This is a genomic window from Pseudomonas sp. ICMP 8385 (assembly GCF_002699915.1).
Lineage (GTDB): Bacteria > Pseudomonadota > Gammaproteobacteria > Pseudomonadales > Pseudomonadaceae > Aquipseudomonas > Aquipseudomonas gessardii.
This window is the reverse complement of sequence record NZ_LKBY01000101.1, coordinates 1-20915: the sequence shown is the minus strand read 5'-3', so window position 1 is coordinate 20915 and position 20915 is coordinate 1. Positions and strand designations below refer to the sequence as shown.

At 60.2% G+C, this 20915-nt stretch carries 29 protein-coding genes and 2 other RNA genes; 30 read left to right on the top strand and 1 reads right to left on the bottom strand.

The features are described 5' to 3' along the window. The first annotated feature begins 1 nt into the window (after position 1). The 9 genes from AO268_RS15355 (at position 2) to AO268_RS15315 (ending at position 8189) form a co-directional block, all read left to right on the top strand. The gene (locus tag AO268_RS15355) at positions 2–1495 is read left to right on the top strand and encodes an aldehyde dehydrogenase (RefSeq protein WP_099169176.1); all 1494 of its coding nucleotides are present in this window, start codon (positions 2–4) and stop codon (positions 1493–1495) included. After that, positions 1495–2460 carry a VOC family protein gene (locus AO268_RS15350; protein ID WP_099169175.1) on the top strand — a complete coding sequence of 322 codons (966 nt, stop codon included), beginning with the start codon at positions 1495–1497 and terminating at the stop codon, positions 2458–2460. The genes AO268_RS15355 and AO268_RS15350 overlap by 1 nt, the downstream gene beginning before the upstream one ends. A gap of 13 nt (positions 2461–2473) precedes the next feature. After that, positions 2474–3616: an FAD-dependent monooxygenase gene (locus tag AO268_RS15345; protein ID WP_099169174.1), complete on the top strand. Its 1143-nt coding sequence runs from the start codon at positions 2474–2476 to the stop codon at positions 3614–3616. Between the two features lie 2 nt (positions 3617–3618). Next, positions 3619–3936 (top strand): hypothetical protein, encoded by a 318-nt coding sequence (locus AO268_RS15340; RefSeq protein ID WP_099169173.1) that lies wholly within the window; start codon positions 3619–3621, stop codon positions 3934–3936. A 1-nt stretch (position 3937) separates the two neighbouring features. Beyond that, entirely contained in the window at positions 3938–4165 is a 228-nt protein-coding gene (locus AO268_RS15335) for a recombinase-like helix-turn-helix domain-containing protein (protein ID WP_029289990.1), read from the top strand. Positions 4166–4186: 21 nt separating this feature from the next. Next, positions 4187–5221, top strand: coding sequence for an aromatic ring-hydroxylating oxygenase subunit alpha (locus AO268_RS15330; RefSeq protein WP_099169172.1), 1035 nt, complete (start codon positions 4187–4189; stop codon positions 5219–5221). Then, positions 5218–5625, top strand: coding sequence for a Rid family hydrolase (locus AO268_RS15325; RefSeq protein ID WP_099169171.1), 408 nt, complete (start codon positions 5218–5220; stop codon positions 5623–5625). The genes AO268_RS15330 and AO268_RS15325 overlap by 4 nt, the downstream gene beginning before the upstream one ends. After that, complete coding sequence (locus AO268_RS15320; RefSeq protein WP_099169170.1) at positions 5618–6577, top strand: PDR/VanB family oxidoreductase; 960 nt, start codon at positions 5618–5620, stop codon at positions 6575–6577. The genes AO268_RS15325 and AO268_RS15320 overlap by 8 nt, the downstream gene beginning before the upstream one ends. A 385-nt stretch (positions 6578–6962) precedes the next feature. After that, positions 6963–8189, top strand: a complete 1227-nt coding sequence (locus AO268_RS15315) for a hypothetical protein (RefSeq protein ID WP_099169169.1) — start codon at positions 6963–6965, stop codon at positions 8187–8189. A 790-nt stretch (positions 8190–8979) separates the two neighbouring features. Here the strand turns inward: AO268_RS15315 and AO268_RS15310 are convergent. Then, positions 8980–9699: a LexA family transcriptional regulator gene (locus AO268_RS15310; RefSeq protein ID WP_099169168.1), complete on the bottom strand. Its 720-nt coding sequence runs from the start codon at positions 9697–9699 to the stop codon at positions 8980–8982. A 159-nt stretch (positions 9700–9858) separates the two neighbouring features. On the opposite strand from AO268_RS15310, the gene AO268_RS15305 reads away from it, so the two are divergent. From AO268_RS15305 to AO268_RS32740, 21 genes are all read left to right on the top strand, one after another. Beyond that, entirely contained in the window at positions 9859–10194 is a 336-nt protein-coding gene (locus tag AO268_RS15305) for a helix-turn-helix domain-containing protein (protein ID WP_099169167.1), read from the top strand. Positions 10195–10196: 2 nt separating this feature from the next. Then, positions 10197–10637, top strand: coding sequence for a hypothetical protein (locus tag AO268_RS15300; RefSeq protein WP_092235964.1), 441 nt, complete (start codon positions 10197–10199; stop codon positions 10635–10637). Beyond that, complete coding sequence (locus AO268_RS15295) at positions 10630–12696, top strand: Mu transposase C-terminal domain-containing protein (protein WP_373562132.1); 2067 nt, start codon at positions 10630–10632, stop codon at positions 12694–12696. Before AO268_RS15300 ends, AO268_RS15295 begins: the two co-directional genes overlap by 8 nt. Next, a complete protein-coding gene (locus AO268_RS15290; protein WP_099169166.1) occupies positions 12693–13412 on the top strand; it encodes an AAA family ATPase in 720 nt (239 codons plus the stop codon). The genes AO268_RS15295 and AO268_RS15290 overlap by 4 nt, the downstream gene beginning before the upstream one ends. 3 nt (positions 13413–13415) lie before the next feature. Beyond that, the gene (locus tag AO268_RS15285; RefSeq protein WP_257154392.1) at positions 13416–14027 is read left to right on the top strand and encodes a MarR family transcriptional regulator; all 612 of its coding nucleotides are present in this window, start codon (positions 13416–13418) and stop codon (positions 14025–14027) included. Next, entirely contained in the window at positions 14024–14404 is a 381-nt protein-coding gene (locus AO268_RS15280) for a hypothetical protein (protein WP_099169164.1), read from the top strand. The genes AO268_RS15285 and AO268_RS15280 overlap by 4 nt, the downstream gene beginning before the upstream one ends. After that, positions 14388–14711, top strand: coding sequence for a hypothetical protein (locus tag AO268_RS15275; RefSeq protein WP_092235950.1), 324 nt, complete (start codon positions 14388–14390; stop codon positions 14709–14711). Before AO268_RS15280 ends, AO268_RS15275 begins: the two co-directional genes overlap by 17 nt. Before the next feature lie 11 nt (positions 14712–14722). After that, complete coding sequence (locus AO268_RS15270) at positions 14723–15343, top strand: DUF3164 family protein (RefSeq protein WP_099169163.1); 621 nt, start codon at positions 14723–14725, stop codon at positions 15341–15343. 1 nt (position 15344) lies between these two features. Continuing rightward, positions 15345–15623 (top strand): host nuclease inhibitor protein, encoded by a 279-nt coding sequence (locus AO268_RS15265; protein ID WP_099169162.1) that lies wholly within the window; start codon positions 15345–15347, stop codon positions 15621–15623. A gap of 2 nt (positions 15624–15625) precedes the next feature. Then, complete coding sequence (locus AO268_RS15260; protein ID WP_099169161.1) at positions 15626–16039, top strand: hypothetical protein; 414 nt, start codon at positions 15626–15628, stop codon at positions 16037–16039. Positions 16040–16047: 8 nt separating this feature from the next. Next, on the top strand, positions 16048–16269 hold the full coding sequence (locus AO268_RS15255; RefSeq protein ID WP_099169160.1) for a hypothetical protein: 222 nt from the start codon (positions 16048–16050) through the stop codon (positions 16267–16269). Beyond that, an RNA gene (locus tag AO268_RS15250) (hammerhead ribozyme type II) lies at positions 16268–16338 on the top strand. The genes AO268_RS15255 and AO268_RS15250 overlap by 2 nt, the downstream gene beginning before the upstream one ends. Before the next feature lie 5 nt (positions 16339–16343). After that, complete coding sequence (locus AO268_RS15245) at positions 16344–17015, top strand: DUF2786 domain-containing protein (RefSeq protein WP_092235935.1); 672 nt, start codon at positions 16344–16346, stop codon at positions 17013–17015. Then, positions 17014–17084, top strand: an RNA gene (locus AO268_RS15240) — hammerhead ribozyme type II. Before AO268_RS15245 ends, AO268_RS15240 begins: the two co-directional genes overlap by 2 nt. After that, positions 17085–17363 carry a hypothetical protein gene (locus tag AO268_RS15235; RefSeq protein ID WP_099169159.1) on the top strand — a complete coding sequence of 93 codons (279 nt, stop codon included), beginning with the start codon at positions 17085–17087 and terminating at the stop codon, positions 17361–17363. Then, the gene (locus AO268_RS15230) at positions 17360–17776 is read left to right on the top strand and encodes a gp16 family protein (protein WP_099169158.1); all 417 of its coding nucleotides are present in this window, start codon (positions 17360–17362) and stop codon (positions 17774–17776) included. Before AO268_RS15235 ends, AO268_RS15230 begins: the two co-directional genes overlap by 4 nt. Then, the gene (locus AO268_RS15225) at positions 17773–18210 is read left to right on the top strand and encodes a Mor transcription activator family protein (protein WP_099169157.1); all 438 of its coding nucleotides are present in this window, start codon (positions 17773–17775) and stop codon (positions 18208–18210) included. The genes AO268_RS15230 and AO268_RS15225 overlap by 4 nt, the downstream gene beginning before the upstream one ends. A gap of 545 nt (positions 18211–18755) precedes the next feature. Continuing rightward, on the top strand, positions 18756–19091 hold the full coding sequence (locus AO268_RS15215) for a hypothetical protein (protein ID WP_099169155.1): 336 nt from the start codon (positions 18756–18758) through the stop codon (positions 19089–19091). Beyond that, complete coding sequence (locus AO268_RS15210) at positions 19088–19381, top strand: putative holin (RefSeq protein ID WP_306474138.1); 294 nt, start codon at positions 19088–19090, stop codon at positions 19379–19381. Before AO268_RS15215 ends, AO268_RS15210 begins: the two co-directional genes overlap by 4 nt. A gap of 1 nt (position 19382) precedes the next feature. Continuing rightward, positions 19383–20021, top strand: coding sequence for a transglycosylase SLT domain-containing protein (locus AO268_RS15205; protein ID WP_176561374.1), 639 nt, complete (start codon positions 19383–19385; stop codon positions 20019–20021). Beyond that, positions 20018–20161 (top strand): hypothetical protein, encoded by a 144-nt coding sequence (locus tag AO268_RS32740; RefSeq protein WP_176561373.1) that lies wholly within the window; start codon positions 20018–20020, stop codon positions 20159–20161. Before AO268_RS15205 ends, AO268_RS32740 begins: the two co-directional genes overlap by 4 nt. Positions 20162–20915: the final 754 nt, after the last annotated feature.

Below are 20915 nucleotides of genomic sequence, written 5' to 3'. Positions count from 1 at the left end.
GATGACCCTCGAACAGACTTTACCGATCTGCATCGCCGGCCACTGGCGCCTGGGCCGTGGCGAGCGCTATGCCAGCCGCTACCCGGCCACCGGCGAGGCCGTGGCCTGGCTCAATGCCGCCGACTTGCAGGATGTGGAAGACGCCATCCAGGGCGCGCACCAGGCCTTCCTGCACAGCGGCTGGGCCCAGCGCAAACCCCATGAGCGGGCCGGTGTGCTGTACCGCATCGCCGAGCTGATCCGCCGGCACAGTGAAGAACTGGCGCAGCTGCAACGCCAGGACAACGGCAAGCCGATCAATGAAACCCGCGCGCTGGTGGCCAGTGCGGCCGGCACCTTCCAGTTCTTCGCCGCCGCCTGCGAAACCCTGGAAGAAACCATCACCCCCTCGCGCGGCGATTTCGTCAGCATGAGCGTGTATGAGCCGATGGGCGTGGTCGCCGCGATCACCCCGTGGAACTCGCCGATTGCCAGCGAGGCGCAGAAGGTCGCGCCAGCCCTGGCCGCGGGCAATGCGGTGGTGATCAAGCCCGCGGAAATCACCCCGCTGCTGGCCCTGCGCCTGGCGCGTCTGTGCGAAGAGGCCGGCCTGCCCAAGGGCCTGATCAGCGTGCTGCCGGGCAAGGGCTCGCTGCTCGGTGATGCGCTGACCCGCCACCCGCTGGTCAAGCGCGTGTCGTTCACCGGCGGCACCCGCACTGGCAAGCACATCGCCCATATCGCCGCCGACAAGATGATGCCGGTGTCTTTGGAGCTGGGCGGCAAGTCGCCGACCATCGTCCTGGATGACGCCGACCTCGACCACGCGGTGGCGGGCGTGCTCTACGGCATCTTCAGCTCTTCTGGCGAGGCCTGTATTGCCGGCTCGCGGCTGTTTGTGGCGCGCGCCCTGTACGAACCCTTTATGCAGCGCCTGGTGGCCGCCGCCGCGAACCTGCACCTGGGCGACCCGGCCGACGAAAACACCCAGATGGGCCCGCTGATCAGCGCCAGCCATCGTGAATCGGTGGAGCGCTACGTTGCCCGCGGCCTGGCCGAAGGCGGGCGCCTGCGCCTGGGCGGGCAGCGCCCCAGCGGTGGTCTGTATGACCAGGGCTACTTCTACCCGCCGACCATCCTCGAAGGCCTGCACAACCAACAACAGGTGTGCCAGGAAGAAATCTTCGGCCCGGTGCTGGTGGCCATGCCCTTCGACGACGAAGCGCAATTGCTGGAGCAGGCCAACGACAGCCTGTACGCCCTCGCGGCTGGCATCTGGAGCCGTGACTACAAGCGCGCCTGGGCCCTGGGCCGGCGCTTGCAGGCCGGCACGGTGTGGATCAACACCTACAAACAGTTCTCGATTTCCACGCCGTTCGGCGGTTGGCGCGACAGCGGCCTGGGCCGCGAAAAAGGCCGCCTGGGGATCCTGCAATACATGGAACAAAAGAGCCTCTACTGGGGCATGAACCAACAGCCACTGGCCTGGGCCGGTGTGCCACACGAGGTAGCGTGATGAGCGTTTTAGGTATTGATGAAGTCACCTATGGCGTCGAGGACCTCGACACCTGCGTGCGTTTTTTCAGCGACTGGGGCCTGACCCAGGTCAGCGCGCAACCCGATGAGGTGATCTTCGAGACCCTCAACGGCTGCCGCGTAGTGCTCGCCGACCTGAACAAACCTAGCCTGCCGCCCGCCATCGAGGCCGGCTCGACCGTGCGCGAAGTGGTGTGGGGCGTGGCCGACGCGGCCGACCTTGCGCTGTACGCCGAACGCATCGCCAACGACCCGGGGTTTGTCGAGGGCAACGGGCGCATCGGCTGCACCGACCCCAACGGCTTGGCGATCCGCCTGCAAGTGACGCGCAAGCGTGAGCTGGAGATTGAATGCAGCGGCCACAACACCTGGCAGACCAAGGGCCGGATCAACAAAGCGGCGCCGATCTACGAACGCGCCACGCCGATTGAAGTCGGCCACGTGGTGTTTTTCGTCAAGGACGTGAACGCCTGCGAGGCCTTCTACCACGAGCGTTTCGGCTTCCAGGCCTCGGACCGCTACCCGGATCGCGGCGCGTTCTTGCGCACCGCCGAGGAAGGCGGCCACCACGACCTGTTCATGCTGCAACTGCCGGCGCCACGGGCCGGCCTGAACCATGTGGCCTTTACCGTACGCGATGTACACGAGGTGTTTGGCGGCGGCATGCATGTATCCCGCTGCGGCTGGCCGACCGAGATCGGCCCGGGGCGCCACCCGGTGTCGTCGGCGTTTTTCTGGTACTTCAAAAACCCGGCCGGCGCGCTGGTGGAGTACTACGCCGACGAAGACCAACTGACCGGCGAATGGCAGCCACGCACCTTTGAACCGGGGCCCACGGTGTTCGCCGAATGGGCGATTGCCGGCGGCATCGACGGCAATACCCGGCGCCAGCAACACGTCGAGGCGCCGCAAGGCAAGTTCCTCACCGACAAACCGAAACCTTGAGCAGGAGTCGCCCATGCCGTCCTTAAATATTGCTATCGCCGGTGCCGGCATCGGCGGCCTGACCGCCGCCATCGCCCTGCACCGCGCCGGGCACCAGGTCACCGTGTTTGAGCAGTCCAAGGCCTTTTTGCGGGTCGGTGCCGATATCAACCTTACCCCCAACGCGGTCCGTGCCCTGGACGGCCTGGGCATTGGCGCCGCCGTGCGCATCCCGGCCGCGCGGCCGACCCACCGTATCAGCCGGATGTGGGACAGCGGCGAAGAGACGTCACGCCTGGAAATGTCCGACGCCGCCGAGCAGAAATACGGCGCCCCGCAATTGACCATCCACCGCGCCGACCTGCTGGCGGCCCTGGCTGAAGTGTTCCCGCTGGAGCAGGTGCAATTTGCCAAGCGTGCCGAACGGGTCGAGCACACTGACGACGGCATCTGCCTGCATTTCAAGGATGGCAGCCAGCACCGTTGTGACGTGCTGATCGGCGCCGACGGTATCCACTCGGTGGTGCGCAACGCGCTGTTCGGCGAAGAGCACCCGCGCTTTACCGGGGTGGTGGCGTACCGCGCGGTGGTGCCGGCCGAGCGGGTGGCCCATGTGCCGAACATCCAGGCCTTTACCAAGTGGTGGGGCCCCAACCCGCAGAGCCAGATCGTTACGTTCCCGCTGAACCAGGGCAAAGATATTTTTATCTTCGCCACCACCGCCCAGGACAGCTGGCACGAAGAGTCGTGGACCAGCGCTGGCGATGCCGACGAGCTGCGCAGCCACTATCAGGCGTTCCACCCCGACGCCCGTGCCCTGCTGGATGCGTGCAGCGATGTGCTCAAGACCGCGCTGTATGAGCGCGACCCGCTGCCGTTCTGGTCCAAGGGCGCGATCACCCTGCTGGGCGATGCGTGCCACCCGATGATGCCGTTCATGGCCCAGGGTGCCGGCCAGGCCATCGAGGATGCGGTGGTGCTCGGTCGCTACCTACAAGACCTCGACAGCCCGTCCCAGGTCGCGGCTGCCTTGCAGGGCTATCAGCAGGCGCGCCTGGAACGCACCAGCCAGATCCAGATCGGCTCGCGCGGCAACCAGTGGCTCAAGGACGGCGGCAATGCCGATTGGGTCTACGGCTACGACGCCTGGGCCGTGCCCACCGAACGTGCGGCCTGAACATGAACGAGACCTTGCTGGTGACGGTGCTGCTCAAGCACGACCAATCGAAGAACCTGGAAGACATTCAGCGCCATATGAAGCAGCACGAGTGGTGGGAGCGTTTTCCACCCCAAGGCGTGGAACTGGTGAGCTGGACCGTGGCCATGGGCCTGGGCCAGATCGTCACCCTGCGCTTGCCGCCGAGCCTGCTGCCGGCCCTTAACGTGGAGCTTGAGCGCTCGGCGTGGGGCGTGTTCAGCACTGAAGTTTTCCCGACATACGACTTTATCCCGGTGCGCGAAACCATCCGCGAACGGGTACGCAACGGAGGCCAATGACATGAGCACTACCGAACGTTTCCTCGAACCCCATCAGGCGCGCAAACGGCCCAATACCCAGTTTGAAGAGCTGCTGGGCGACTCCATTGAACGGGCCTTCGGCAACGGTGTGACCGAGCTTGCGGCGCTGCTTGCCCACCTCAACCTGGCCGGCCCGCCCTGCCCGCTGACCAGCGGCGAGTGGACGGCAGATGCCTATCAAACCCTGATGGCCCGGCTGGGCGAATGACCCGGCAGAAGGAATAGAACAATGACTATGCAAGTGACCGTCGACCCTGTTGAAAACCATCTGGCCAATGGCCTCAAAGACCTGTGGTTCCCGGTATTACCCTCGGACCTGCTGGGTGAAAAGCCAGTATCGGTACGCCGCCTGGGCTACAAGATCGCCCTGTGGCGCGATAACGATGGCCGCGTACACGCCCTCGAAGACCATTGCCCCCATCGCGGTGCGCCGCTGTCCCAGGGCCCGGTGTTGGGTGATCGCCTGCAATGCCCGTATCACGGCATCGAAGTGCGCTGTGACGGCACCGTGACCAAGGTGCCCGGCAGCCCCGGCTGCAAACTCGAAGGCAGCCGCCCGACCCGCATGTTCCATACTCGCGAAGCGGCAGGTGCGATCTTTTTGTTCAATGCCACCGACGCGCATCTGGAGACCCCGCCGGAACTGGTGCTGCCCGAGCAACTGACCTCGCCGGAGTGGAGCAGCTTCGTCTGCTACACCGAGTGGCAAGGCGACTACCGCTACGTGATCGACAACGTCATGGACCCGATGCACGGCACCTACCTGCACAAGATGTCGCACTCGATGAGTGAAGGCGAAGCCACCGCCAGGTTCGTCACCCGCGACACCGACAACGGGTTCTTCTTCGAGAAGGAAGGCCAGCGCGGGGTGAACTTCGACTGGACCGAATTCATGGACAACGGCTGCCATTGGCTGCGCCTGGAAATCCCCTACCCGAAAACCGGCGGCCCGGGCGGCAACTTCACCATTATCGGCAGCTACACCCCAAGCAGCCGCGTGCTGTCGGCGGTGTTCCACTGGCGTTGCCGGCCGCTGACCGGCTGGCAGCGCGACACCTGGCGCTTCCTCTACAAGAACCGCCTGGAAGCGCGGCACTGGGCCGTGCTGGAGCAGGATCGGGTGCTGCTGGAGTTTATGGAACCGGACGCCAACCAGCGCGAAAACCTCTACCAGCACGACCTGGGCGTGGTGCGTATGCGCCGTTACCTGAAGAACGCGGCCAAGGCCCAGCTTGAACTGATCGACGCGAAGCAACTGCCATGAACCCGGTCGTGGTGGCGCCCGCCGGGGCCAGTTGGTCGAATGCGCTGCTGATCGGCCGCGAGGTGGTGATGTCGGGGATGACCGCACACCCCGCCAGCCGCGAGGCGACCCTGGATTGCTACGCCCAGACCCTGGTGGTGCTGGGCAAGATCCAGGCGCTGGTGACGGCGGCCGGTGGGCATCTGGGCAATATCTACCGGCTGACGGTGTACCTCACCGACATCGCCGACAAGGACCAGGTGGGCCAAGCCCGGCGGGATTTTTTCGCCGGGCAGGCCGTGTTGCCCACCTCCACCCTGGTGGCCGTCAGCGCGCTGGTGTTTCCTGAACTACGGGTCGAGATCGAGGCCAGTGCCCGGCTCGATGTCGACCTGCGTACCGTCACAGAGGTGAATGATGTCTAAGCCCTCCCTGCTCAACGCCCGCGTGCACACCCTGCGCTATGAAGCCGAAGGCATCATCAGTGTGGAGTTCCGGCCGATGGGCGATACCGTGTTCCCGCCGTTCGAGGCCGGCTCGCACATCGACCTGCACCTGGCCAACGGCCTGGTGCGCAGTTACTCGCTGCTCAACTCCCCCAGCGACCAGGGGCGCTACACCGTGGGTATCCTGCGCGACCGCAACAGCCGCGGCGGCTCGGAATATGTGCACAGCCAACTGCGGGTCGGCATGGCGCTATCGATCTCGGCGCCGCGCAACAACTTCGCGCTGGACCTGAGCGCCAGCCACAGTGTGCTGGTGGCCGGTGGCATCGGCATTACCCCGATCTACTGCATGTTCCGCCAGTTGCTGGCCCAGGGAAAATCCGCCGAGCTGATCTATTGCGCACGCTCACGCCAGGAAGCGGCGCTGGTGGAGGCCTTGAACGGCCTGGATGCGCGGGTGGTGTACCACTTCAACGACGAAAAAGGCGTACCGCCGGACCTCGCCGCCTACCTCGCCGGCCAGCCTGCGGACACGCACTTCTACTGCTGCGGCCCAACGCCGATGCTGGATGCGTTCGAGGGCACCTGTGAGCGCCTGGGGTATCCCCATGCGCATATCGAGCGCTTTACCGCCGCCGAACTGCCGCCCAGCACAGACGCCCAGAGCCGCTATAGCGTAGAGCTGAAAAAGTCCGGCAAGACGCTGTCGGTGGAGCCCGGCCTGAGCCTGTTGGATGTACTGCTCGAAGCCGGCTGCGACATCGATCACAGCTGCCGCGAGGGGGTGTGCGGCTCCTGTGAAACCCGGGTGGTGGAAGGCCAGATCGACCACCGCGACGGGGTGCTGACCAAGGCCGAGCGCGCGGCGAACACCTCGATGATGGTGTGTGTGTCGGGCTGCAAGAGCCAACGGTTGGTGCTGGACCTCTAGCCCCAATCCTATGTAGGAGCGAGCTTGCTCGCTCCTACAGCGATCTTCGTAAAACACACAAGTGCCCGTTTAATTGGCAGCGTGCAATAAATTCGCACCTATCACGGGCAACTTTGTTACCGCACTTGCGGGTTGTTTCATGGGTTATACAAAGTGCTTTGCTTCCCATATAAACAATTGTTTTTAATCGGCTTTTTATTAAATACCAGTAAATAATCCGCCTGGCACACTTCCTGCTCAGCTCCTGCGCATCCACTGGTTAAACGGTGTTTCGCCGATAAAACAATAATAGCTAACACTTAAACCCGGTAAGACCCGCTCCCTCCTTAGTTGCCTTTAATGGCAAGCGGGCGAGTGTTGCCGATCACCCGGTATAGAGGTCTCTATGAAGCGTGTCTTGTGTGCAGGATTGATACTTACCAGTTTCAGCAGTTTTGCCGTAGAGCCGGTTCCTTCGGAGCCGGTGCGGGCCAACGCCGCCAATAAACCTTTCCCGCATATTGCCTGGCGCAGTGAGGCCGGCGACAGCAGCCTGGATATCGGCGGCGCGCTGCGCACCAACTATCGCGACGAGCATTGGGACACCACCGAGAACAATGGCCGCTTCCTCTTCGACACGTTCCGCCTGGACGTGCAGGCCACCTACAAGAGCCTCTATAGCGATCTCGGCTATTGGTTCCAGGACGACGGCAAGCGCTCCATCGACCGTGGCTTCGTCGGCTATCGGCTCAATGCCCATTCCAACCTGCAACTGGGCGCACCGTTCAAGCCCTTTGGCCTGGAGCCGTATCCGCAATTTGGCTGGAGTTACCACCTGCCGTTTTTCATGGGCTATGCCTCCAGTGCCGGCACCGGCCTCAAGTACAGCTACAAGGACCAGGACTGGGATGTGCAGTTGGGTTTCTTCCCGCGCATGTTGCCCAGCGACATTCGCTATTCGCCTGAGGTCGGGCGCTACGCCGACCTGAAGGGCAATGCGATTGCCGCGATCCAGTCGCGCCAGGACAACGAGAAACGCAACCAGCTCAACGCCCGCGTGGCGCGCACCTTCAACAGCGATGGCTGGAAGACCGAGATCGGCGCCTCGCTGGTCACCGCCCAGCTGTACAACGCCACCACCAGGGACGATGGCGACTATTGGGCCGCTGGCGTACACGCCATCATCAACAAGGGGCTGTGGACCGTTACCAGCCAGGCCATCCGCTACGAGTACGACCCTGAAAACCCCACCGGCGTCAGCAAGGACTCGGTGCTGATGGGCGGCAACGGCCTGACCCCGGCGTACCTGATCGCGTCCAAGGCCAGCCTGGCATCGGTCAACCTCGGCTACGACGTCTACACGCCGACGCTGGGGCAGTTGAAGAAGGTCAAGCTGTACACCGATTACAGTCGGATGATGAAAGACAAGAGTGGCTGGGATGACTCGCAGATGTTCACCGTGGGCGCGCAGTTCCTGGCGATGCCGGTGATGGCCTGGGTCGACTTTACCTGGGCGCGCAACGCCAACCCCTACGGCGGCGCGGAGAATGGCAGCGGTTTTACCAACACCCGTTCGGTGGGCAGCAACGAGTGGTATTACCGCACCAACGTGAATATCGGTTACTACTTCTAACCAGGCAACAAAAATCAAAGGTGGGAGCTGTTGAGCTTTGGCGAGGTTGCGATAGGCATGAGTCTCTACACGACTCTTTTCTCTGGTGCTTCTTGGGTTTGTGTACATATCCGTTTTTGCGGTTACGGCAGCTATTGGTTCCGCTCTTACGGCGGGTCACTTTTGGAAAAGAGCCCCAAAAGTAACCAAAAGGGCTCTTGCCCCACCACTCGGTGCCTCGCCTAGGCTCGGCATGCCCGCAGTCAGGCATGGCTCCGTGGGCCCGCCGCGATCGGCCATCCATGGCCGTGTCGCGGCTACCCCGGCATCCATGCCGGGGTGCCCACTGCGCAATACCTGCCTGCGGCCATCGTGGTTTAACGGGGCGCCTGAGATCAAGATCAAAAGCCAGATCAAAAGCAGAGCCACAGCAACAGCAAAGCCAGAGCGCGAAGCTGCATTCCCTGTGGGAGCTGGCTTGCCTGCGATGGCGGTACATCAGCCAATACATTTATCGACTGATACAGCGCCATCGCAGGCAAGCCAGCTCCCACAGGTACACGCGCACGCTTCGACGATCAGGTCGGCTGTCAGGTGTGGGTTAGTGGCAGCTTTGGCACTGGGGAAGATCTGGTGGGAAGAAGCTGGATAAAACAGGACAACTCGTGACAAGCCAGGCAAACCGGGACGTTGCAGGCAAGGATGCTCCTACAAACCAGAAAGAACGGTGCCAAAGCAATGCAAGTGGGTAAACAGTCGAAATTAGTCATAGAGCCCAGATTTAGCGGGCTCTTTGACATAGGTACATTGCTTAGATCCAGCCACCAGCCCATACCACACGGCCGATTATTTCCAGGTCTCCCAAGCGCTCCTTGGGGACAACCATTGGCTGGTATTCCTTGTTCTGACTGATGATGCTAACCGAGCCGTCAAACTGCCGTTGCAGGCGCTTTGCATAGAGGTGGTCATCAAGACGAATCACATACACCGCCTCACCCTCAAGCGAATTGCGGCCATGATCAATCATGACGGTGTCGCCATCGCTTAACAGCCCTTCCATTGAATCACCATCCACACGGATAGCTGACAGCTTAGATGGCTCAAGGCCCTTCTTACGCAGTGAATACGTCGTAAAGGCCAGGTGTGTGAGCACCTTAGTACCCTCGGTCCAAGAGCCATGGCCCGCACTACAGCGGGCATCGTAAAGCGGTACGTGGGAATAGACATCCTCAATGTCTGCCACGGGCTCCTTTTTGGCCGCCCCCACAAACATCTCCCCCTTACCCGTAGCAATCCAGTCCAGAGAGACGCCCTTAGCGGCGGCCAGCAACGCTACGGAGTCAAACGCAGGCATGCCTTCGCCTGCGATCCAGCGCTGTAGTGAGGACAGCGCTGCATCGGCTGTCAGTGCAGCCTGTTTTCGAGACTCGTAAAGGTCGGCAACAGCCGCAATTCGAGTTTCCAATCCCGAATATGGAAAAGAAACATCTTTTCCAGCGAGTTTCTTTTGTTTCTTTTCGTCGTAAGGCATTGAATCCTATGCTCTAAATCTATTTTTCGGGATCGGAAACCGAAAAAGGGAATAGAAACTCTCGAAAACGGTTTACCGAATCCCGTTTTCGAGATATGTTTATCCGCAACAGGACGTTAGACGTCCCAAAAAAACCACCCGTGAAGATGGTTCAAAACTATGAGCGATATCGTCATGCCCACCGACCCTGCCAGCAGATGGGAGTGGATCAAATATCAACTTCGTGTTCGTGGCACGTCCATGGCTGAGCTTGCGCGCCAGCTAGACGTAACCGACCGCGCAATCCGCAACGCCAAAAACACCCCATACCCGCGCATTGAACGCTCACTTGCCATCGTCCTGAGCCTAGAGCCTGCGGACATTTGGCCGGAGCGTTGGAACGCTGATGGCACTCCACACCGGCAGCGACCGAGCCGTGCAGAAGTAAACAGTTCCTACAGCAAGGATACCGGACTACAGCCGGTTGGACACTGTAAAGCGGCAAGGAGTGCCTGAACATGCGTAACCAAAAAGACGACAGAACCTTAGACATCTTCTCTGTTCCGCAGCCCGTGCTCTCTATACCAGGCCTTGGCAACTACGGCGCCCAGGTCAGCGAGCTTGTGAGCGAAGTCCTCAAAGAGTCTGATCTAGACCGCTATGAGATTGCGGCTCGCATGTCCCGCCTCTCTGGCGACGACGTAAGTAAGAACATGTTAGACGCTTGGTCGAGTCCTGCCCGTACAGATCACAACCTTCCTCTATATAGAGCAGCGTTGCTGGAAGAAGTTTGTGCAAGCCATGTCCTGACTAATTGGCAGGTACACCTACGCGGTGGTCGTGTTGCATACGGACGCGAGGCTTTGGACGCGGAGATCGGACGGCTATCGCGCGTAGCGCACGATGCAACGCGAAAAGTCCGTGACCTGAAAAAAATGCTCGGTGACGACCATGCGTAGTTGGTACTCGCCCCAAGAGCTGGCTGGGCTGCCCAGCATGCCAGGTACGGTGCAGGGTATCCGTAAGCTTGCCTTGCGCGAGTGCTGGGAAGGACAGCGACGTCTTGGCAGCAAGGCCACTGAATATGCATTCGCTGTCTTGCCGAAGGAAACCCAGGCTGCGCTCATATCAGCGGCTGTCGTCAGTAATACACCTGAGCCAACAGTTGACTCACACATAGTAACAACCGGGCGTGACTCAGAAAAAGCGTCACGCTTGAACGATGCACAGTCTTCTGTAATGACTGCGCGCCTTGCGTTCGTGCGTGAAATCGAACGCATGAGCAAGGTAGTCAGCCAAAACCGCGCCATCCTTACTCTGGTTGGGTTGGCTAAAACCGGCGACCTCAGTCCGTATCTGAATGAGCGAGTAATCCGCGCCAACGACCGCAAGACCGAAGACCGCACCCTGTCTGAGCGCACCCTCAAGCGTTGGCTGGCGGACTACCGCGCCCACGGCGAAATCGGCCTGGCTCCGGCCCGTCGTCAAAAAGACATGAGCGTCCCGACCTGGGCGCAAGCATTCCTCAAGCACTACCAACGCCCGCAGAAACCAAGCGTTGAAGCCGCATATGAACAGTTCAAGCAATTGCACCAGGACATCAATTCCAGTGTTTGCCCGAGCATTCACGCGGTACGTCGCTGGCTGAAAAAACTCAGTCCGTCGGCGCGTGAGCATGGGCGCATGGGTCCGCACGAACTGAACGCCTTAAAAGCCTATAACCGCCGTCAGGCCGACATGCTCTGGCCGAATGATGTGTGGGTGGCTGACGGCCACACCTTTGACGCCGAAGTGATCAATCCATTGACGGGGCAGATTTTCCGCCCGGAAATCACCATGGTCATTGATTGGGGCACCCGCCGTATCGTCGGTTTCTCCGTCAACCTGGCCGAGTCAACCCTCGCCACACTGGACACCTTACGTGACGGCGTAAGTCGTTGCGGCATGTACAAGGTGTTTTACGTGGACAACGGCAGCGGCTTTGACAACGCCGTTGTTTATGAAGTTAACGACCGCCTGGGCGGCACTATTACCCACTCGCTGCCCTACAACTCTCAGGCTCGCGGCGTAATTGAGCGCCCCCATAAAACCATCCTGGTTCGGCTCGCCAAGACGTTTGAAAGTTACATCGGCGCCGACATGGATAAAGAGGCCGCTACCAAGACCCACAAACTGTCCCGTAAACAGCTTGCCCTAGGTATCGCGCCGACAGTTGTGCCTGAATTTTCGGTGTTCTTCGCGGCCCTGCAAGAAGCACTCGATGACTACAACCGCCGCCCACATCGCGGCCTGCCGAAGTTCCGCGACCTTGCGACCATGCGCAAGCGCCACCAAAGCCCAATGGAGTCTTGGAAGTCGGCAGAGGCCGAGGGCTGGGAACCATTGTTGGCTGACAGCAACATCGTCGAAAGCCTGACCCGGCCGCAGGTCGAGCGCACCGTCCACCGTTGCCAGGTGCAGTGGAATAGCGGCACCTACTTCCTTAAAGACCTGGACGGTTTTCACGGGGAACAGGTCCGCGTGGCCTATGACTTCCGTGACGCCAGCCGTGTTTGGGTCCACTCCTTGGAGGGCGATCTGATCGGAGAGGCGCTGCTCGACGGCAACGCCAGCCCTGCCATGCCGAAAACAATGCTGGAAAAAGCCAGCGAGAAGCGCGAGCGCGGCCAGTTGTCCCGCTTGGTCAAAAAAGCCAAAACCATTACCGGGCAAGACGTGGAAATGCGCGTCATTGCTTCGCAGTCGAGCCAGTACGACCTGTCGCCTGACCAACTCGCCGAGGCCCAGCGCTTCGCTCAATTGGCTGCACCGCAGGCCTCGGCCTTTGAATTGCCAGCCGACCCAACCGCCCGATACCGCCTCTGGCTCCTGATCGATGGCCGCATCACTAGCGGCGAATCGCCGACGGCCGAGGAGCCCGCTACCCGCAACACCCGGACTTCAAATCCATTCAGCAAATGTTCGCGTTCGCCGACCAGGCCCGCGCTTAACCCAAGACCTTTAGGAGTCGAATTATGAGTGTTACCAAGATTGTTCCCCTGACTAATGTCGGCCTCTTGTCCGCCGCCATCGGCCGAGCCCACGACCGCCCAGCAGGCCTGCCTGGCATGGTCGTGATGTATGGCGCAAGCGGGTTGGGTAAAAGCGTCGGCGCTGCCTTCGCCGCCAACCAACACCGCGCCTATTACGTCGAGTGCCGCGATACCTGGAGCAAAAAGGCTTTCTTGCTCGCCATCTTGCGCGAAATGAGTATCCAGCCTGAGCGCACTTTGTCGCAGATGGTCGACCAGATCGCCGAGCAGCTTTCTCGCAGTGGTCGCCCGCTGCTGATTGATGACGTGCAATACCTGCTGGAAAAGGCTGTTGCCAACGTCTTGACCGATATCTACAACGCCAGCCAAGGGACCATCGTTTTGATTGGTGAAGAACGTGTACCCGCCAGCCTGGCTAAGTTGGAACGCCTGCATAACCGTGTGCTGGAATGGGTGCCTGCACAACGTGCCACCCTTGACGACCTGCGCGCCTTGGCCCGCGCCAGCTATCCAAATCTGCGCTTTGCCGATGATCTGTTAGAGGATCTGCGGACTAAAGTCGGCGGGTGCCTTCGTCGTGTCGCGGTCAACCTGTACCGGGTGTACAGCGAAACCCAAGCCCAAGCCATCGACAGCATCGACCTTGCCGGTTGGGGCTCACGCGGCTGGTTCACTGGCGAAGCGCCGTCGCGGAGGGCTTGAGGTATGCCTAGAGCCAGAGCTGATTTGGTCATGGTGGGCGGCAAGTCCCCACGCCAATATATTTGGGAAGCCATTCGCGCTGTCAACGCCAGTCCTAAAGCACTGACGACCTACGCTGTTGCGCGTAAATCGAACCTGGATGATCAAGCCGTGCGGGCCTATTTCCGAGATATGGAGAAGGCTGGGATTGTCAGCAAGGTTCGCAACATCGACCGCCGCGATTCCGAATGGACGTTACTCAAAGATGAAGGCGTTGAAGCCCCGCGCATCAACCACCATGGAAAGCGTACGGCCCATGCAGGTGGTGTGGAAAACATCTGGCGTGCGTTGCGCATTCTTGGGGAGTTCTCCGCCGCCGAGGCCTCAGTCGCCGCCAGCGTAAGCGGCGTATCTATCAGCGAGTTTGGTGCGCATGTGTATTTGTCCGGCCTGGCAAAGGCTGGCTATGTGACCCGCAGGGGCGGAACAGCAGGTTTTAAAACCCGCTTCTGCCTAGTGCCGTCCCGGTACACCGGCCCCAAGCACCCGATCTACCAGCGCGACTTCGACCAGGTGTATGACCCGAACCTGGATCAGGTCGTGTGGCGCAAAGCTGATCTGGAGGTGGCCGAATGAACCAGGTCAACCTGTCCGCCTGGGGCAACGAAGTCCCGTTGTTCGTGCGCTTGCTTGCCGCCGAGGTAGCCGCCAGCAACAAAACTAAAGCCAGCCAGCGCATTGGCATGAGCCGCACGGCCGTCAGCCTGATTCTATCCAACCGCTACGCATCCCCCAGCACGGCGGGCGTAGAGCGGCGCGTGATGGAAACCCTAGGCCGCATTGAATGTGTCGCCCTGGACGAGACCGTCACCTCTGAACAGTGCCAAAGCTACCGCGAAAAACCGGCACCGACTCACAACCCCCAGGCGATGCAGCACTGGCGCGCCTGCCAACACTGCCCAATCAACCCCGACTGCTGCAACCAGGAGAACGCCCATGCTCGCCTCCACTAACCGCACGCCATTGAAAGTTCTGACCCCGACCCTGGCAGACCGTCTGCGGGTGTTTAACGCCGCCGCCCGCAATTTGCAGGCGCATGGCATCCGCGTGCAGGCGTTTCACCCTGCAAACAATCTCCTGGTGATCACTCCCGAATCAGGTCAGCGCCTGATCAACCTCGGCCATACCGACGGCTACCAACGCCACGGCACGGCCGGCAGCACTCGTTACAACGTGCAGTTTCAGGGCGTGACCCTGGAATGGCGCGAACCCATTAGCGCCGCCCGTCCTGCTGACTGGTCGCGCCCGACTCTCCACTGAGGAACCTTGCAATGACACAACAACAAACCATTCCAGAAGGCTACCGCGTTGACGCTCAAAAGCGGCTGATTCCCGAAATTCTGATCAAGCCTATCGACCTGGAACGTGACGCCCTGGTTCTCGCACTGGTTGAAAAGGCCCGCGCCGCCAGCGATGTCCTGGCGAAGTTCAAAGCGGCGGCATTTGGCGATATCGAAGCCTTCGTCGAGTTGAGCGCCGAGCAGTACGGGGCTCAGATCGGCGGCAAGAAGGGCAATGTCAGCCTGATTAGTTTTGATGGTCGCTACAAGATCATGCGCGCCGTCCAGGAAAGCATCGCCTTCGACGAACGCCTCCAGGCAGCGCGGGCATTGATTGATGAATGCCTACGCGACTGGACCACCGGGGCACGCCCCGAAATTGTCACGCTGGTGAATGACGCCTTTCGGACTGACCAGAAAGGCGACATTCGCACGGCCCGTGTGTTGGCGTTGCGCCGTATGGAAATCACAGATGAACGCTGGCAGAGCGCCATGCAGGCCATTGGTGACGCCTGTCAGGTGGTTGGCTCCAAGTCCTACATCCGTGTGTATCAGCGTGTTGGTGATACTGACCAGTACGAAGCTATCAGCCTCGATATCGCGGGAGTTTGAAATGAAAAAAACCATCACCGCCTATTGCTTTGCATCCGGCCACATCGACTTTGGCGTCTCCCTTCCAGAGGGTGCCATTGCACTTGCTGTCGGCGCAGAAAAAATAGTCCGCGACATCGTCAGCGTGAATGCACGTCTGTCCCGTGTCGATAACGAAACTCTGTTTGTTCCTGGTGTGCCCGAGGCAGCGAGCCAGCGCGACGGCATCACCGCTGTGGCGCACTTCATCCAGCGGCTTGCCATGAGCAACCAGCCCGGTTTTCGAGCGTTGGGGGCCTAACCATGCAGCGCTATCACGATACCCGCAGCGATCCACTGCCAATCCACTCACCCCAACGCGACATCGAGCGCGCCAATCTTGAGCGCCAAATGGCGGAGTTCTTGTTGCGCGGCGGCGAGATTGAGCAAGTCGGCCACAAGATGAGCAGTGCCCCGGCGACGTTCACCATCAACCCGGAGCGGACACCGGTCTACGCCCACCTGTTTTCACCTGTGCCCGACGCAACACAGGAGGTTATGCCACCCGCCCAGATCGGTGGCCCGATACCGGAAAACAACACTCACGCGGCGTTGATTATGGCGGACGCCGTCCTGGGCAACTCGCCCAAATGGATCGCCCGCAAACACCATATGACCGAGAAATACGTGCGCCAGGTCGCTCGCGACTATCACATCACTTTTCACACTCAGCGATAGGACGTCCCATGGCCAAGATCACCATCACTCTAGAAGACAGCCGTGAAGACAACGGCAAACCTTCGGTCGCAGTCGATATGACGGGTGTACCGACTACGCCTATGGGAACGCACCGCCAGACAGAGGCAGTGCGGATCTTTCACAAACTTTTCGATCTGGTCGCCAGCGAAAAGATGTTGGGGGCTATTCCTGCCTGCCGCTGGCAACCCACCACGACAACCCTTCACTAAGCGAAACCGCCCCGGCTATCCGGGACGGTCTGCCAGGCGTGGTTGCCTGGTACTGATGAGCAGCCGAGGAAGACATGGATCACAGCAAAGCCTTAGACAAGATCAAAAAACTGCTGCGCCTGGCAGCAAGCGACAACCCGCACGAAGCCGCCGCTGCCATGCGCCAGGCCCGTGCCTTGATGGAAAAGTATCGCTTAGAAGAATCGGATATCCAGCTATCCGAAGTCTACGAATGTGCCGCCCGTAGTGGTTCAAAGATGACCCCGCCGCAATGGGAAGCCAACCTGGTTGGAGCCGTTACTCAAGCCTACGCCTGCAAAGTCCTGTTCATGGCTGGTATCGGTGAGTGGCGTTTTATCGGCGAACTGGCGGAGTTGGCCAGCTACACCATGACGCTATTGCTGCGCCAGGTTCGGCAGTCTCGACGCGACTTTATCAACACTCAGTTGAAGCGTTGCAAGACCGCGACCAAGACGAAGCGCGCCGACGTGTTCTGTGCGGCCTGGGTATCGGCGGTACGAAAGCAGGTCATGGCTTTTGCCGGTAACGATGAACCATCCCCGGCGACTTCGGCGTACATGCTCAAGCATCACGCAGAAACGGAAAAGCTCGGCTGTCGCGACCGCAACGCCAGCAAGGGCAATGGCGTGCGTGCGATGACCGACGCCCTGCACGGCATTCTTGCAGCGGGTGATGTGCGCTTAAACCATGGGGTTAACGGTCAGGAACAGCTTGCCCTGCACTAAGCGAAACCGTCCCGACTTGCTGGGGCGGTCTGCCGGACGTGGTTGTCCGGTACTGATGAGCAGCCACCCATGACAGACGAATCACCCACACAGCGCAAAACCCGCCTGGCTCGCGAGCGTAAACGCGCCCAGCGCAAGCGCCTCAAGGATAAGCGGCTCGCCATGGGCGCCAGCAAATTCAAGATGGAAATCTACAAAGGCACCAAAAACGAGCTGGAGCAAATCCGTATAGCTGGGGAATTCGACGAGACGGAACACGCGCTGACGATAACGATTCACCGAGTCGCCAGGTTGTCTCGCAGTGACCCTGCGGCGTTCCAGGCCCTAATCAAAGGAGGAAGACAATGAGCACGCGAAACTTGCAACTGAGCAAAATCCATATCGCCAAAAAGGATCTGGGACTGGATGACGAAACCTACCGCGCCTTACTGGTCCGTGTGGCTGGTGTGCGTTCGGCCAAAGACCTGACTCCACGCCAGACCGGCGCAGTACTAGCCGAGTTCTCCCGGTTGGGCTGGGCGTCAGCACCGGCTAAAAAGCATGGCCGCAAAACGCCGAAACCTGCGCCAGACCGGGAGAAGCTGGTGGGTAAAATTAAGGCCTTTCTCGCCGAGGCGAAACGCTCCTGGGCGTATGCCGATGGTATGGCCTTGCGCATGTTCAAGGTCGAGCGCGTGGAATGGCTCGACCCTGGACAACTGCAAAAACTGGTTGCGGCATTGACCTACGATGCCCGCCGACATGGGAGGCCTGAGCGATGAACGAAGAACTGTTCCCTGACGACAGCGATAAACTCGACCCTGATAAGGTTCTAGCTCATATGGAGTCACCCACCGTCCTTGCACGTTGGGAGGGGACCCTGGGCGAGATGGTTAGAGTTGCAGAAGTCGAGTTGCGCAAGGCGCTTAGTAACCCGGACAGTGCCCCTGAATTGGCCCGTCGCGTGGTCTATTCGATCTGTGAACACCAGGGCGGTACAGTGATGTATCTGCCACGGGGCACAATCCTAAAGCGAGCCATGCGCGACGCGGCGATCTATCAGGACTGGCGAGACCGTGGGATCAAACCCGCCGATATGGTCAGCAAGTACGACCTGTCGAGCCAAACGATTTATGACATCATTGCCCGTCAACGGGCGCTCCACCGTAAGAGTGAGCCCGACTTATTCGGCTTTGATGAAGGGACAGTTCACTGATGAAAAGGACAACGGCGTACTCGGCATCACTACTGATAGTAGGGCTTGGTGTATTGAATATTGCTTATGCTGAAAGCGCCGTTGAGAAGCAAGCAACTCAGATCCTGCTGGATGCTTGCCCTACGTTAGCGCGCCTCCAAAAGGCTTCTGAAGTATCAAGCCTAGTGGCTACCCGGCAACCTGCCGAAGCCTTTGACGAGCGGCAGCTAGGCTGGAAAGAAATAGTTCAAGTTGCCGTTACCCTTACGTCTCCAGTACAAACATTGCCCCGTGACTATTACGCATCTGGGCATACATGCCTCTACGATATCGGCGACGGGGGCATATTCACAACGAAGTCCCCGTGCAAGAAAATCTGCAACTTCGACACGTCAAGTAAGGGCGCAGCATACTTGCCGGTTCCTGCGACTGAAGCTCTACAGCTTGCAACTGAATAATTAAAGCCCCGCCACCGAGCGGGGCTAAACCTTAAACCCCCCTGAAATTACAACTTCTCCCCCCGTGCGCGAACCTACACCCGTTCATTCAAACGGCAGGTTCGCGCTATGCATTCCGCTCCCCCCAAAGTCTCCCGGCCCCAACGGCCGCGCCAGTTCGCCCAGCTTATTCAAGCCGCAGGTGATGATGCAGCGCGTGCGGTGCTATGGGCCAAGGTTCCGGCCGACTGGCGGGAGTTGGTGCAATCGCATATCTCACAAGCCGAAGCCCGCACCGAGCAACACGTCCGCGAACAGGAAAAGTTACGCCCCCCTGTAAGAACCATCACGCCAACCTTCGCCGAATACCAAGCCCCTACCTACGTGCGCGGCAATGCCTCTGTGGCCGCTCAACAACTGGCCGCACTGCGCGCCACCATGAACTCACCGCGAGTATCCCAATGACAACCACCGCACCGAAGCGGCAACCCCGCACGCCTCGCATGACCTTCTGGGCGTTGATCACTCTCGCCTTACTTCTCTGCCTGGCAATTATCGCCCCAACCAAATTGCCAGTTGTCCTCTATAAATGTGGCCTTGTCACACTGGGTTGTGTGTTGGGCTACTGGCTCGACCGGGCGCTGTTCCCCTACGCACGACCAGACGCAGTCCCCGCTTGCGACCGCTCCATGGCTGGTATTCGCCGTGCCCTGGTCGTGCTGGGCTGCGTCCTCGGCCTGACATTGGGGCTCTGACATGCGGCGCTCTCGTTCCCTTCTATATATAGCTGCGGCCGGTATTGGCCTGTTGGTAGGCCTGGCCGCCAGCCCACCGGTCAAGGCCGAAATCCCAGACCGGGCCGAGCGATACCGCCGTGACCTGACCCGCATCGCTCAGGCCGAATGGGGCCTGGATGCTCCGGTCGCGACCTTCGCCGCACAGATCCACCAGGAAAGCCGCTGGAAGTTCGACGCCAGGTCGCCCGTCGGTGCGCAAGGCTTGGGCCAGGTGATGCCCTCGACCGCCACCTGGCTTGCCGGGCTGTTCCCCAAGGCCCTTGGCAAGGTCGAACCGTATAACCCGGTTTGGTCTATGCAAGCGCTGGTCAGCTATGACCGTTGGCTGGCGAACCGCATCCAGGCGCGTGGCCCCTGCGAACAAGGGGCGCTGATCCTTTCTGCCTACAACGGCGGTTTGGGCTGGGTCATCAAAGATCGCAAGTTGGCATCGGCTAAAGGGGCCGATCCGCTGACCTGGTTCAACTCCGTCGAGCGGTTCAACAACGGCCGCTCGGCCGCTGCATTCAAGGAAAACCGCCAATACCCGCGCCTGATCCTGCTGCGCTGGGAGGCCCTGTATGTCGCTGATGGCTGGGGCCAAGGGGTCTGCCAATGAAAAGCCTGTTTGATCTGGTCAAGCCACTGCTCTGGTACGTGGCTGTGATCGGTGTCGTGGTGTACGGCTTTCACTTGAATCGCCAGGACGGCTACGACGAAGGCTTCTGGTCAAGCCACTGCTCTGGTACGTGGCTGTGATCGGTGTCGTGGTGTACGGCTTTCACTTGAATCGCCAGGACGGCTACGACGAAGGCTACAGCCTGGCTAAGTCCGAAGGGGAAACCGCTGTCGAGGTTCTGCGTAAAGAACACGCCGTGGAAAAGCAGCTCGCCGCCGATGCAGATNACGAAGGCTACAGCCTGGCTAAGTCCGAAGGGGAAACCGCTGTCGAGGTTCTGCGTAAAGAACACGCCGTGGAAAAGCAGCTCGCCGCCGATGCAGATTTGGCGCGGCTACGCATCGAGCAAGGCAAAAACAATCAACTGGCTAGCCAGCTTGCGGACACCAAAGAAACCCTGCGCCAAAACACCGACCGACTCACAGGAGATATTGCCCGTGTTACCAAACTCTATCGCCGCGCCCTGGATGCGAAGCCCGAGCCGCTGCCTGCTGCTGTGTTCACTACTGGCTTTGTCCGCGTGTGGAACGCCGCAAACGGTATTGAGCCGCTGCCTGCTGCTGTGTTCACTACTGGCTTTGTCCGCGTGTGGAACGCCGCAAACGGTATTACCCCCAATCCCGCAATGCCAACCCCGAACGGCTCCGGCCGAACTCCTGCGCCTGCCAGCGGAACCGGAAACGCTGACGACCTCGACTCAGGCGTCACCCAGGAACAACTCCTGACCAACCAGGTACGCAATGGCGAACTGTATGGAATCTGCCGGGCGCAGCTCAAAGACCTGATCAATTGGACCCGCAATGAAAGCAAGTGACTACGCCAGCGTCCTGGAAG